Origin of the sequence: Aeromonas sp. sif2433, assembly GCF_019218705.1 — a bacterium.
GTDB classification, from domain to species: domain Bacteria; phylum Pseudomonadota; class Gammaproteobacteria; order Enterobacterales; family Aeromonadaceae; genus Aeromonas; species Aeromonas encheleia.
Genome location: NZ_JAHUXD010000010.1, coordinates 1 through 13,351, shown reverse-complemented (window position 1 = coordinate 13,351; position 13,351 = coordinate 1). Strand labels below are relative to the sequence as shown.

The 13,351-nt window shown below is 63.3% G+C and carries 10 protein-coding genes; 2 read left to right on the top strand and 8 right to left on the bottom strand.

Annotated elements, in window-relative coordinates; translation table 11 throughout:
- Positions 1 to 36: 36 nt before the first annotated feature.
- The 4 genes from KW825_RS15435 to KW825_RS15420 all read right to left on the bottom strand — a co-directional run bounded on the left by KW825_RS15435 (position 37) and on the right by KW825_RS15420 (position 6,213).
- Positions 37 to 1,440 (bottom strand): OprD family outer membrane porin, encoded by a 1,404-nt coding sequence (locus KW825_RS15435; protein ID WP_218291803.1) that lies wholly within the window; start codon positions 1,438 to 1,440, stop codon positions 37 to 39.
- 706 nt (positions 1,441 to 2,146) lie between these two features.
- Positions 2,147 to 4,081 carry a methyl-accepting chemotaxis protein gene (locus KW825_RS15430; protein WP_218329697.1) on the bottom strand — a complete coding sequence of 645 codons (1,935 nt, stop codon included), beginning with the start codon at positions 4,079 to 4,081 and terminating at the stop codon, positions 2,147 to 2,149.
- Positions 4,082 to 4,139: 58 nt separating this feature from the next.
- Complete coding sequence (locus KW825_RS15425) at positions 4,140 to 5,030, bottom strand: DMT family transporter (RefSeq protein WP_218329696.1); 891 nt, start codon at positions 5,028 to 5,030, stop codon at positions 4,140 to 4,142.
- A gap of 121 nt (positions 5,031 to 5,151) precedes the next feature.
- Positions 5,152 to 6,213, bottom strand: a complete 1,062-nt coding sequence (locus KW825_RS15420; RefSeq protein ID WP_218329695.1) for a PQQ-dependent sugar dehydrogenase — start codon at positions 6,211 to 6,213, stop codon at positions 5,152 to 5,154.
- Between the two features lie 328 nt (positions 6,214 to 6,541).
- On the opposite strand from KW825_RS15420, the gene KW825_RS15415 reads away from it, so the two are divergent.
- On the top strand, positions 6,542 to 8,182 hold the full coding sequence (locus KW825_RS15415; protein ID WP_242378833.1) for a SulP family inorganic anion transporter: 1,641 nt from the start codon (positions 6,542 to 6,544) through the stop codon (positions 8,180 to 8,182).
- 25 nt (positions 8,183 to 8,207) lie between these two features.
- Here KW825_RS15415 and ppk2 read toward each other — a convergent pair whose 3' ends face one another.
- The 3 genes from ppk2 to KW825_RS15400 form a co-directional block, all read right to left on the bottom strand.
- A complete protein-coding gene (ppk2, locus tag KW825_RS15410) occupies positions 8,208 to 9,032 on the bottom strand; it encodes a polyphosphate kinase 2 (RefSeq protein ID WP_218329694.1) in 825 nt (274 codons plus the stop codon).
- A gap of 165 nt (positions 9,033 to 9,197) precedes the next feature.
- Entirely contained in the window at positions 9,198 to 9,698 is a 501-nt protein-coding gene (locus KW825_RS15405; protein ID WP_218291811.1) for a hypothetical protein, read from the bottom strand.
- A 16-nt stretch (positions 9,699 to 9,714) separates the two neighbouring features.
- Entirely contained in the window at positions 9,715 to 10,467 is a 753-nt protein-coding gene (locus tag KW825_RS15400) for a winged helix-turn-helix domain-containing protein (RefSeq protein WP_218329693.1), read from the bottom strand.
- Positions 10,468 to 11,314: 847 nt separating this feature from the next.
- On the opposite strand from KW825_RS15400, the gene KW825_RS15395 reads away from it, so the two are divergent.
- Positions 11,315 to 12,598 (top strand): carbohydrate porin, encoded by a 1,284-nt coding sequence (locus KW825_RS15395; protein WP_218329692.1) that lies wholly within the window; start codon positions 11,315 to 11,317, stop codon positions 12,596 to 12,598.
- 331 nt (positions 12,599 to 12,929) lie between these two features.
- On the opposite strand, the gene KW825_RS15390 is transcribed toward KW825_RS15395, so the two are convergent.
- On the bottom strand, positions 12,930 to 13,351 hold a 422-nt coding region (locus tag KW825_RS15390; protein ID WP_305730753.1), incomplete at its 5' end, for a transketolase C-terminal domain-containing protein.

Below are 13,351 nucleotides of genomic sequence, written 5' to 3'. Positions count from 1 at the left end.
CAAGTGGCCCGGTTTGCTGGCAGAACATCGTCCTGATTACAGGATGGTGAACGGCATGATGATGTGGAACTTGACGTCATGCTCGGAGCTGAACATGTTCGGGTAGTACCAGCTGCCCTTGTCGTCCTGTTCGTTGTTGTAATCGGTGTAGTGCAGCTTGAACAGCGTGCCCTTCAGCTTGCCATCCTGCACCGTGTACATGACGTCGAAGTTGAAGGCCCACTCCTTGCCCGGCTCGAGGGTGCCATCGCCGTTGTTGGCATCCCAACCGTAGGCACCGGAGACACCGGCGGCCCAACCAGGAGCACCGACCAGATCATCCAGCGTGCGGCTGGTGCCGAAGAACACGGCCTTCTCTTCGTTATGGTTCCAATCTGAGCGGGAATCCCACCAGATCTCGTTCGCACCCTGGGAGTTGCCGTAGCCGCGGGTCAGACGGGGCAGGTAGTTGCCCAGATCCCCTTCGGCCTTGGTGTACAGCCCTTCCAGGCGGAAGGAGTAAGGACCGGCGCCCCAGCTGGCGGTCAGGGCTTGTTGCCAGGCCAGGCCGTCATAGTCTTCGTTCTCGGTGTCGGAACCGTAGAACTGGTAGCTGGTGTTCAGGCCACCCAGTACGTCAAATTTGTGGGCCAGCTTGAAGTGGTAGCTGTCCATGTAGCCTTCGGCCTGACCGAAGGAGCCGGTGACGGCGGTGCCATTGTCGAAGGTGTAGCGGGCCGCCAGACCGTGGATGTAGTCGATCTGGTTCTCATCGGAGAAGGGATCGCTGGCATAGGGGTTGCTCTTGGAGAAGCCGGCGGTGTTCTTGAACCAGGGCGCCTTGTATTCGTCGGCGATGGCGTAGGTCAGGTAGAGCTTGCCGAAGTTACCCTCGATCTGGCCACCACGGTAGGTACCGGGTTGATAGGACCAGTTGACGCCGATCACACCAGGCACATACAGCTGGGTGTAACCGCCTTTGGCCGTCACGGCGCCATCCATGAACTTGAGTTTCAGGGCGGCGGTGGAGAGGCTGAAGCCATTCTCGGGAACACCGTCACCACCTGAACCCCACTGGTCGCCCCAGAAGGAGAATTCGTTCTCTTCGTTGACCGGGTTGCTCTCGTCAACGGCCAGGTCATAGGCACCGAAACCGCCCACATCCAGACCCACCATGTCCCAGGCATAACCGGAGTTGTAGTTCAGGGCGGCTTGGGTGGTGGCATGGCTCAGGTTGGAGTGGTACTTGCCATCCTGACCGGGACCGGCTTGTACGCGGTCACGCTCACGCTGGAAGTAGAACAGGCCGCCGGTCAGCTTGCCTTCATCGAGGAAGGCCTCGTAGGATTTGCCGTATTCCGGGCTCATCATGTCCTGGGCGGCCAATGCCATTCCGGGGGCGAGCAGCGCCGTAACCACAGCGGCACTCAACGCGGCGCGCTTGAAGATCACTTTTTCCATTTTGTATTGCTCCTGATTTTATGGACTTAGCTTTTTTGTCCGGCAGTCAGGCAAAGGCCCGCCGCTCGGTAATGGCATTGCAATCAAAACCCCGTAGGGCAAAAAAGAAATACTTGTCTATGTGTGCCGCCATTCCCGGGTGCCTTGGCGCCTCTCGGTGAAGGGCAGTCTGTTCTTTACAGTCTTTATTTTTTGAGTACCGACCCTTGGCGATCGGACACCACCAAGAGTACGTTCGCGGTGCGAAATATCAATGTAAAGTTCCCCCGAAGTTTCAAAAATATGACCGAGTGCAAATAATCATGATTCTTGGTGTGGGCACTCCCAGCCCTCTCATGGCGGCGATGACAGCGTTATCACGCGGGATTCCCCGTTGTCGTGCCCGGATCTCGCGCTGAAGGCAGAACTTTCTTTGTTAACCTGGTGGTAACAGATAATTTTGTGTCACAAAAAAAGATATGCCGAACGTCGGGGGCGAGAGAAGGTGATCGAAGGGTGTCGTTATGCGCCCATTTGCGAGGGGATCGGATCGGGCTCGGATGGGAGGTGCGGGCTGGGCTTGGACATGGGCGAGCAAGCCTGCTGCAAGGGGGAGCGCAGGCCCGAGCCGCACGGGGCGCGGCTCGGGTTGGCGCCTTAAATCAGGTCTGGATGGATGTGGCTGGCCGGGCCTATGCCGGGATAGACCCAAACCCTGATGACCCGATCAAGCCTGACCCAGGATGCGGGGGATCTGCTGGGCCTGGTGGTGAATGTGTTGCGACACCTGCACCGAGAGCTGGCTGCCCTGGCGGGCGTGCTGGCTGATGCGGCCGATCAGGGTGGCGAAGCTGGCCAGCCGGTGCTCCTGGCTCCTGGCGTTGTCGGCCCCCTGCAGGGCGATGACGGCGGTGCTGCGCGCCATCTCCCGCACCGTCTGGGTGGTCTGGCGCAGCTGCTCGGCCTGCTGGCGCTGGCCGCTGGCCTCGCTGGTGATGCGGCTCAGCACGGTCGCGAGCTGATCCCCCGCCTGGGTGAGGCGAGCCAGGATCTCGGTGATCTGGCCGAGGGAGCGCTGAGTGTCGGCCGACAGGTGGCGAACCTCGTCGGCGACCACCGCGAAACCGCGTCCCTGCTCGCCGGCGCGGGCCGCCTCGATGGCGGCATTGAGCGCCAGCAGGTTGGTCTGCTGGGCGATGTGGCCGATGACATCGACGATGGCGGTCACGTCGTCCACCGAGCGCTTGAGCTGCACCAGGGCGCCGCTGCTCTCGTCGATGGCGAGACCGGTCTGGGCGGTGGCGGCCAGCATGCCCCCCACCAGCCGCTCGCTCTGGCTCATGGAGTGTTCGTTGTGCTGGGCGTGCTGCGCTATCTCGGCGGCCACCAGGTGTACCTCGCTGGCGAGCTGGTTCAGCTCGTTCATCATGCTGTCGCTCTCGTCCACCACCTGCTCCGTGGTGCGGGTGCTGTGATGGATCTCCTGCACCTGATCCACCATCTCCTGCAGGCTCAGGGAGACGCTCGACAGCTGGCTCGCCTTCTGTTGCTGATCCTGCTGCAGACGCAGGATCAGGCGGTTGTAGCTCGCGACTATGTCCCCCAGCTCGTTGCGCTCGCGCCCCGCCGGCAGCAGCTGCGCCTCGCCGGTGGCATCGAGTTGCAGGAAGGCGCCGCGCAGCTGCAGCAGGGGCCTGACCAGCCAGCGCCGTTGCACCAGCGCAAACAGCAGGGCCACCCCTACCAGGCAGAGCGCCAGGGAGCCGAGGATGGTGGCGAGCTCCCGGTTCACGTCCTGCCGGGCGGTGGCGAGCCGCTCCCCCATCTGGCTGCCGGCCTGCAGCAGCTGCTCGATGTCCTGCTGCACCCTCTGGCGGGCAGCCTGTTGCTGCTGCAGCGCCTTGCGGCTGTTGTCCAGCTCCTGCGGGTAGCGCTTGAGCAGGGAGACCAGCTCGCGGCGCGGCTGCTCACCAAGCTCATGGCGCACCGGCTCCCCCAGGCTGAAGTCGTCGGCCGGCGCCTCCTCAAACAGCCCGAGCGGCGGCAGCCTGGCCAGGTTGTCCGCCTGTTTTTGCAGGGCGGCCAGCTCGAATTGCAATCCGGTCAGCAGCGTGGGACTGGCCTGCGCCATGTAGTTCTGGCGCAGGTGGGCCAGCCCCGGCAGGCTCGCCAGTATGTCGGCAGCCCCCTGGCGGTATCGATCGGCGCTGGCAGGATCCGCCCCAGCCGCCCCCTGCTGGCCATAGCGCAGCAGGGCCTTGACGTGGGCGGTCAGCTCGTTCTCGGCATTTTGCAGCAGCCACTCGCGGTTGCCGGAGAGCTTGCCCGCCGCCAGGTAATCGCCGTCGATGCGTGTGCCCATCCGCTCGAGCAGGGCGCGCAGCGGGGCGCTCGGTGACGTCTCCTGCCGCGCCAGCTGGCCGAGTGCCTGCTGGCGGATCCCCTGGGCTTCGGCCAGGCGCAGCGGGTCGCCGCTGTCGAGGTAGTCGCGCAACTTGCCCTGCAGCGGGCCGGTCAGTTGTTGCTGCAGGCGCTCGTGCTGGCGCTGGGCTTGCTCGGTCTGCTGGAGTCGCTGCCAGCCATGAAACAGGGCGGCGGCTTGCACGCCGGCGACCAGCAGCAGAACGAGGGAGGAGAGGGTGGCGTAATGGGCTATTTTCACATCAGATTCCTGCTTGAACCACGCGATGGCGCGAGCTTAAGCAGGAGTGATGGCGTTTTTATGACAGGGGAGCGGGGGCCTTGCCGGCCTTGGAGGCGCGGGCCAGCAGGCCGAGCAGGGCGCCGCCCATGATGAGGGTCCCCGCCAGCAGATGGCGTGGGGTGAGCTGCTCGCCGTTGAGCCAGACCAGCAGCAGGGTGCTCAAGAGCGGCGTCAGATAGGCCAGCGCGCCGATGCGGCGCGGATCCCCGTCTCGCAGCGCCAGGTACCAGGTGACGAAGGCCGCCCCCATGGGGCCGAGTGCCAGCCCCACGATGAGCAGCCAGTCTGCCTGCGGGATCTGGTCGAGCGGTAGCGGCCCCTCCAACCCCCAGGCGAGCAGCAACGCCAGCAGCCCGGCGGGCAGGCAGGCGGCGGCCGTGACCACGGCGGGGGCGGGGGGCAGGCGGCGGGAAAGCACGGAGTAGGCGCCCCAGACGATGGCGGCGCCGAGCGCCAGCAGGTAACCGGTCAGGTGAGCCTGCTGCAGCTGCAGCTTGCCATCGACCATCACCAGCACGGAGCCGGCGAGGCCGAGCGCCCCGGCCAGCAGGTGACGCGGATGCAGCGGATGACCCGGCAGCAGCAGCGGCGTGAACAAAATGATGCACAGCGGCCACAGGTAGTTGATGAGGTTCGCCTCCAGCACGGGGGCGTGGCGAAAGCTCATGAACAGCAGCAGGTGGTAGAGCAGCAGGGCCGTGATGGTCACCAGCCAGGTGACGGGGCGGGCCCGCCACTGGCGCCAGAACGGCAGGGCACCCGCGCCGCAGAAGAACAGCACCAGCCCCACCAGCACCAGCGGCGAGACGCTGGTGATCCGGGAGGTGAGCGCCGCGAGCGAGGCCCACAGCAGTATGGTGACCAGGGCCAGTCCGGTGGACTTGTCCCACCAGGAAACAGCAGACATCCGACACTCCTTTGCAAGATGAATAAAAAAAGAGGGCCAGTCTAGCAGACTGGCCCTCCCTTGGCTGCGGCCTCTTCAGCGCGCCTTGCCGATGCCCTAGTGCTCGGCCCAGCTTCCATCGTCAGGGGATCAGCTTGAGCAGGCGGCCGTTGCCGGCATCGGTCAATAGATAAAGGGCACCGTCCGGCCCCTCCTTGACGGTGCGGATCCTTTCCCCCAGATCGGTCAGCAGCCGCTCCTCCGAGAGGATCTTGTCCCCCGCCAGGCGCAGGCGCAACAGGGCCTGGCCGCGCAGGGCGCCGACGAACAGATCCCCCCGCCATGCCTTGAACAGCTCGCCCCGATAGAAGGTCATGCCCGAGGGGGCGATGGAGGGAACCCAGACCCAGAGCGGTGGCACCATGCCCGCCGCCGCCGTGCCCGAGCCTATCTTGCCACCGCCATACTCCTCGCCGAAGGTCACTTTGGGCCAGCCGTAGTTGTGGCCGGGCAGGATGAGGTTGACCTCGTCCCCGCCCTGGGGGCCGTGCTCGTGGGCCCATAACTGCTGGCTGCCGGGGCGCAGCGCCGCCCCCTGCATGTTGCGATGGCCCAGGCTCCAGATCTCGGGCAGGGCGCCCGGCTCCTTGACGAAAGGATTGTCGACGGGCACCCGCCCATCCCGGTGCAGGCGCACCGTCTTGCCGAGGTGGTTGTCCAGGCTCTGGGCCCGCTCCCGCTCGGTGAAGCGATCCCCCAGGGTGATGTAGAGGTAGCCGTCATCGGTCAACAGCAGGCGGGAGCCGAAGTGGGCGCCGCCGGCGACCTTGGGCACCTGACGAAGCAGCAGTTGCCAGTCGACCAGGCTGTCTTTCTGCAGCCGGGCCCTGGCCACGGCGGTGCCGGCGCCCCCCTCGCCGGGCTCGCTGTAGCTCAGATAGAGCCAGCCCTCCTGGTCCAGGGCGAGATCGAGCAGGCCGCCCTGGCCCGCGTTGGCGATGGGCGGCAGGCCGGCGATGACGTGGCGCTGGCCTTTGGCATCGATGCGCAGCAGGCGGCCGGGGCGCTCGCTGATCAGCAGCTCCCCCCCGGGCAGGAAGGCCAGCCCCCAGGGGTGGGCCAGCCCGTCCACCAGCGGCACCAGGGTCAGCGCCCGTACCGGGGTCACCAGGCAGATCAGCAGCAGTGCAAGCAGTCGCAACAAGGGACTTCTCCTCTCTCGAATGGCTGGATGCCGGGCGGGCCAGCGGGGATGGTCGCTGAAGTATAGGGAGGTTGCAAAGAGTCGGAGACGGATGGCCATGTCTGCTGGCGCAGCGTCCCGTGTTTCGTTGTGGCGGCTACTGCGGCGCGCCCGTCACCTATCTCGAGGCATTCAGCCCGGCGCAAGGCGGGGCGCGTACACTTCATGGTATGACGAGACATAGTCGGCACGCCCAGGCGAGCGGCTATGGCCGTCGGTTGGCAACGGCCTCTTTGAGCGCCGGTTGCAACATCAGGGCCCGATCAGGCCAGCGATCATGGAGGATAAGATGTCATCACCCGCGTCGGCGCCAAGGCGCTCCCTGTCCGATCTGCTGGCCGGCGTTACGGCATCGGCGGTCGTGCTGCCCAAGGCCATGGCCTATGCCACCGTGGCCGGTCTGCCGGTGGCGATCGGTCTCTACACCGCCTTCGTTCCCATGTTGCTCTACGCCCTGCTGGGCTCCTCCCGGGTGCTCAGCGTCAGCTCCACCAGCACGCTGGCGATCCTGACCGCGACCCAGCTCGGGGTGGTGGTGCCGGATGGCGATCCCGGCCAGCTGCTCATTGTGACGGCCACCCTGACCCTGCTGGTGGGGGCCATGCTGATGCTGGCGGCGGTGCTGCGGCTCGGCTTCGTGGCGAACTTCATCTCCCTGCCGGTGCTGGTGGGGTTCAAGAGCGGCATCGGGCTGGTCATCATCCTCGATCAGCTGCCCAAGTTGTTCGGGGTGCACATCCAGAAGGAGAACTTCTTCATGGATCTCTACCACCTGGGGCAGGCGTTGCCCGAGACCTCCTGGCTGACGCTGGGGGTCGCCCTCGTCACCCTGGTGGTGCTGGTGTTCATGGAGTGGCGTTTCCCGCACTCCCCGGCTCCCTTGCTGGGGGTGGGCATCGGCATAGCGCTGGTGTGGGGCTGGGGTCTGAACGAGGCTGGTGTCGCCATCGTCGGGGCCATTCCCACCGGCCTGCCCAGCCTGACGATGCCGGATCTGGAGCTGGTGCTGCAGCTGCTGCCGGGGGCGGCGGGGATAGCGCTGATGAGCTTCACCGAGACCATAGCCGCCGGCCGGGCCTTCGTGGGGGAGGGGGAACCCGAGATCAATCCGAACCGCGAGCTGGTGGCCACCGGTCTTGCCAACCTGGGCGGCGCCTTCTGCGGCAGCATGCCGGCGGGGGGCGGCACCTCCCAGACCGCGGTGGTCCGCTCGGTCGGGGGTCTGAGCCAGTGGGCCAGCGCCGTCACGGCCGCGATGGCGCTGGCCACCATGATCTTTCTCGCCCCCCTGCTGTCCTGGTTGCCGAACGCCACCCTGGCGGTGGTGGTCATCGTCTACTCGGTGGGCCTCATCCAGCCGGGGGAGTTTCGCAAGATAGGGCAGATCCGCATGATGGAGTTCCGCTGGGCCGCCACCGCCTGCCTGGGGGTGCTGCTGTTTGGCACCCTGCAGGGGATAGTGGTAGCGATCCTGGCCTCCCTGCTGGGGCTCGCGAGCCAGACGGCGCAGCCCCAGGTCTATGTGATTGGCCGCAAGCCGGGGGAGGATGTGCTGCGCCCGCTCGCCGAGCGCCACCCCGATGACGAGACGATCCCGGGCCTGCTGATCCTGCGGCCGGAGGGGCGCCTGTTCTTCATCAATGTGCAGTATGTGGCCGCCCAGATCCGCCAGCTGATCGAGACCCACCAGCCCGAGGTGGTGGTGCTGGACATGAGCCGGGTGCAGGATGTGGAGTACTCGGCGCTGATGATGCTGATGGAGGGGGAGCAGCATGCGCGTGCCAGGGGGGTCAACCTCTGGCTGGCCGGGCTCAATCCCGGGGTGCTGGAGAACGTGCGCCGCTGCGGTCTGGCCAGCCAGCTGGGGGCCAGCCGCATGCTGTTCAACGCCAGGGCGGCGATCCGCCAATATCAACAGGGCAAGGGGTGAGCCTTGGCTCGCCCCTTGCGGCTGATCAGAAGGGTTCTGGGATGAAGCGGAACGGGTGGTCTGTGGGCTTGACCTTGCCGATCTTGCGCTTGGGCAGCTTGACCGGTTCGGCCGGCAGCTCCTCGTAGGGGATATGGGTCAGCAGGTGGGAGATGATGTTGAGCCGCACCCGCTTCTTGTCCTCGGAGCGGGCCACGAACCAGGGGGCCCAGCTGGTGTCGGTGGCGACAAACATGGCATCCCGCGCCTCGGTGTAGTCATCCCAGCGATCGAATGACTTGATGTCCATCGGCGAGAGTTTCCAGGTCTTGCGACCATCGTCGATGCGATCCCGCAACCGGCGCTCCTGCTCCTCCGGGCTCACCTCCAGCCAGTATTTCAGCAGTATGATGCCCGAATCGACCATGGACCACTCCATCTGCGGCGTGCTGGCCAGGAACTTGTCACTCGCCTCCGGGGTGCAGAAGCCCATGATCCGCTCCACCCCCGCCCGGTTGTACCAGCTGCGATCGAAGATGACGACCTCGCCGGCGGCGGGCAGATAGGGGACGTAGCGCTGGATATAGAGCTGGCTCTTCTCCCGCTCGGTGGGGGCGGGCAGCGCCACGACCCTGAACACCCGCGGACTGACCCGTTCGGTGATGGCCTTGATGGTGCCGCCCTTGCCGGCGCCGTCGCGCCCCTCGAATACGATGCACACCTTGAGCCCCTTGTGCACCACCCACTGCTGCAGCTTCACCAGCTCCACGTGCAGGCGCCGCAGCTCCTTCTCGTACTCCTTGGTGCCGAGCGCCTTGAGCTCCTCGGCCAGTGCCGGCTGTTCAGGTTTGGATTTTTTTTTGCTAGCCATGATTCCCTTCTCTTGATGCGAGCCAATGAAGAATGGTCGTCTCGTCATCGACGACTCACTCCAAGAGTGTACATGACTGAATCCGCCGTGACAGGCCTGGCCGTTGAGCGTCAATCTTGTCCCTTATGGCATAGCCCCGGGATGACTAGCCGAGGCTAGTGCGGGTCAGTGCGAGGGATCTCGGGTGGGCGGCGCCAGGATAGGTGTCGGGGGAAACCACCAGCGATAGAGATCGAACCAGCCATCGCGCTGGGCAATCACCACATCGTGCACCGGATCCCGCTGGAACAGGGCGATCTTGTTCTCGGTGAGGGGCACCCAGGCATAGTTGACCAGCGCGTATTCCGACTGCAACTGGTTGTATTCGTTGAGGTAGGAATCCTTCTTGCCGGAGGCGTGCAGCTGGGTACGGCTGTCGATCAGGTAGATCAGCTGATTGAGAAAGGTGAGCTGGAAGCCGGTGACGCGCCACACCTCTCCGCTGGCCAGCTCCTCCTGGATGACGGTCATCTTGCCCCAGCGACAGATGCCATGATAGTTGACGCCGTTGGCCGACATCTTCAGGTCGTAGTGGCAGCCGAAGCTGTTGATGACGAGCCCGCCCGCGCAGAGCAAGAGCAGCAGCAGGGGTGACAGCAGCAGGGCATTGCGCAGCGTGCGTCTCATGGTTCCACCCGGGGCATCAGAACTCCTTGTCCAGTTCATGGTATGAGAGTGTCAGCACCCGGTGACCCGAGATCAGGGTCAGGGTGCCGGGGGACATGGCCGCAGGGCTGGCCTTGGCCTCCATCTGGCAGAGGCTGTGGCCGGCGGCCTGCTCGCAGCGCACCCCCAGCCACTCGAAGCGCAACAGGCCAGCGGCCAGCAGGAGGCACAGCAGCAGGGCCAGATTGACATAGCACAGGGTCCTCGTTTGCAGCAGCCGATCGAGGCCGCTCAGCCAGAGCCGCTTGCCGCGTTGCCAGAGGGGTCGGGCAGAGGGGGAGTGCCACGCCGGCTCCGCCGGTTGGGGCGGTACCTGGGACCCGGCTAGCTCGGGCTGCGGCACAGCCGGCTCCGGCTTACCGCCGATGCGGCTCAGCGGGCCGCCAAGGTGCAGCGCATAGCCCTTGCGCGCCGTGCTTCGGATCTCGGCGCAGCGGGGCGAGGGGAGCAGATGGCGCCTGATGTTGGCGATGGCGACGTTCAGGGAGTTGGGGCTGATGGGGCGTCCCTGCCAGCCGGCGGCGAGCAGGGTCTCCTTGTCACAGATCTCGTCGTGGTGATCCAGCAGGTACGCCAGGATCAGGGCCTCGGCGCAGGAGAGCCTGGCCGAGCTCAGGGACTGGGGAGAGGCCGGATCGGCGCACAGGCTGAGTTCCCGCCTGTTCACATCGAAGCGATAGTTGCCGAACTGGTAGGCAGAGATGCTGCCTGCCTCCGTCTCATCCTGCATATCAACGACTCCTGTCGGGTGGCCATCTCAGCTCTGCGGGCCATGGCGTGTGGTGAGCATGTCATTTGAACATGGTTTTGGAAATAGCCCGCCCGGGTCGGCGGCGCTAGGCGCCGGCGCCAAACCATTCCCGCAGACGGCACGGCGTGCGCCATGCCGATCGGGGCGAGGCAGATTACCCGTGCGACCCGTGGGCGTCGTTGACCGAAATCAGGGAATGGGCGAGCGGGCACCCGGATGGCCGTGGGGGAGTCACGCCCGCCACCGCCGGCAGATCTGGCCAGCGTTAGGGCCCGACTGGCCGCAGGGTGAATGTGCAAAACGACCAAGGGGGCGACTCTTCCTCCTCTATTCCGCCAGCGGCAGCTGGACGGACGATTATTGCCTCGGCCTGCCGCAGTTTGGCATCCCTGCCGGCACCGGGCGAGCCCTGGCCGCGCCACGCTGACGAGATATCCGGGAGGGAGGTGAAAGGGAGGGATGCCTTTGTTTGGCTTGATATAGAGCCCCTGCGTGCTGTCAGCTATTATTGCGGAGCCATTGAGCTCCGCTTTATTTATTCCAATACTTAATGGTGGCTGAATTTAATAATAAGCTGAATCCAGCCTAAATATGAGAATGAAAAAATAAAAACCAACTTGCAAAAATATAGTTAACGACCGCCTGTGTAAACGATTACATTAATGTGATCATTATCACCTGATCATTCTTTCTAGAGGGGTATTATTACTCCGCCACCCATGGTGGATTATTCCGACACATATTCATATGGCATGAAGGACTATTCCCTTCTTATGCTAATTGAGCATGCCTGCTCAGCGAATATAATAACTATCGAGGATGTATCTTGAAAAACTCAATTCGCTATATTGTTGCCGCTTCTTTATCTATCGCGGCTACCAATGCTGTTGCTGCTGAAAGCTTTGATTTCTGGGGCTATTTCCGTGCCGGGGTTGGGACTGGTGCGGATGGTTCCGCTTCAAACAGCATTGGTGGCTCTGATTTCCAGAAGAACAAGATTGGTCGTTTGGGGAACGAGTTCGATAATTATGCCGAGATTGGTTTTGGCAAAGAGTTGATTAAGGAGGACGAGCAGTCTGTCTATATCCAGACCATGTTCAACATGTGGGATGGTGACTCCGACAGCGTCAGCAATGACTCCCCATTCGGTTGGGAAAACATGAACCTGCAATTGCGGAATTTCATGGGGATGGGGGAGACCTCCTGGGCAGGTATTCGTCAATATAATAAAGGTTATTATATTGACATGAACGATTACTTTTACTGGAACCAGACCAACGTCGGGGCCGGTATCGAACGCATGAGTCTCGGAGCGGGCAATTTCTCCGTGGCGGTGCTGCATCGTGACTTTGAGAATGAGATAGGCACGGACACTCAGCACGCCAAACACCAGATCAATGCCAACAACCTGGAATTGACCTATGACTCTCTGCCCTTGTGGGAGGGTGGCACCCTGGCGCTCGGGTACAAGTTCCTGAATGCTGATCCCTCGACGGAGCAGGTGGATGAGCCGGGGGCCGGCGAGCATGATTACAGCGATGGTCATGCCTTCATGCTGGAATTGAACCAGACAGTGGCGGGCACCGGTTTTAACAAGACGGTGCTGCAATTCTACGTGGATGGATCGGCGGCGCAGGGGGTGCTCATGGGGGCCGCCGATACACTCAATGGCAACATCAAGAGTGGTAGCGGTTATGCGATTCGTAACTATGGCAGCATTCCGCTCAGTGGCAATTGGGATCTGAGCCACGCCATCAACTATGCGGCGGCCGATAGCATCGAGACCTGGGACAACGATCAGATCGATGCCAGCATGTTTGGCGCCTCAGCCAAGCTGGCCTACCACTGGTCCGAGCGGACTCGTACCTATGCGGAGATGGGGTATTTCTCCGATGAGAAGACGGAAAATGGTTCCGATTATGACCGCAGTGGTTCCAAATACACACTCGCCCAGGCCTGGTCTCTGGGTCGTAACCAGCCGGAGCTGCGCCTCTACGCGAGCTACTTCGACAGCAACAACGACAACTGGAGCGACAATAGCCAGACTTTCGAAGGCAATGAAAGCGATGATACCTGGGTCGTCGGTGTGCAGGCCAATGCCTGGTGGTAACGACCTGGCCAAGCTCAACGGCTGAAATCCGTTCTCTGCTCTAGCGAGCGGATGAAAAAACATAAATAACAGAGGGTTGGCATCATCACTATGCCAACCCTCTGTGTTAGATGGCGAGCCATCTCGGCGTCGAGCCAGTGGCTTTTCCTTGTGGACCAAGGAGCGGCGGATATCATCTGACGGTTGCCGATGCCTGCGTATTCCTGATGAGGCACAGCGATGAGGAGGATTCCTCTCAGTCAGCATAGGCAGCAAAAAACGCCCTCCATCTTGCGATGGGGGGCGTTTTATCATTCTGGCTATTGGGCCAAGGCGGCCCAATGGTCAGCGATTACAGGGACTCTGCGGTCGCAACCACGTTTTCCACGGTAAAGCCGAATTCCTTGAACAGCAGCTCGGCCGGCGCGGACTCACCGAAGGTGGTCATACCGATGATCTTGCCGCCGAAGCCCACGTACTTGTACCAGTAGTCGGCGATACCCGCCTCGATGGCGACACGCTTGGTGACGTCAGCCGGCAGGACGGACTCTTTGTACTCGGCAGACTGGGCGTCGAACACGTCGGTGGCCGGCAGGGAGACCACGCGCACGGCACGGCCCTTGGCGGTCAGCTGCTCATAGGCGGCTACGGCCAGCTCCACTTCGGAACCGGTGGCGATCAGGATCAGCTCCGGCGTGCCGGCGCAATCCTTCAGCACATAGCCACCCTTGGCCACATCGGCCAGCTGCTGGGCGCTGCGGTCCATCTGGGGCA

Bases quoted from the DNA above. Each gene is read 5' to 3' on its own strand.
- ppk2 (WP_218329694.1), bottom strand. From the start codon at position 9,032: ATGGCTAGCAAAAAAAAATCCAAACCTGAACAGCCGGCACTGGCCGAG.
- KW825_RS15435 (WP_218291803.1), bottom strand. From the start codon at position 1,440: ATGGAAAAAGTGATCTTCAAGCGCGCCGCGTTGAGTGCCGCTGTGGTT.
- KW825_RS15425 (WP_218329696.1), bottom strand. From the start codon at position 5,030: ATGTCTGCTGTTTCCTGGTGGGACAAGTCCACCGGACTGGCCCTGGTC.
- KW825_RS15415 (WP_242378833.1), top strand. From the start codon at position 6,542: ATGTCATCACCCGCGTCGGCGCCAAGGCGCTCCCTGTCCGATCTGCTG.
- KW825_RS15405 (WP_218291811.1), bottom strand. From the start codon at position 9,698: ATGAGACGCACGCTGCGCAATGCCCTGCTGCTGTCACCCCTGCTGCTG.
- KW825_RS15400 (WP_218329693.1), bottom strand. From the start codon at position 10,467: ATGCAGGATGAGACGGAGGCAGGCAGCATCTCTGCCTACCAGTTCGGC.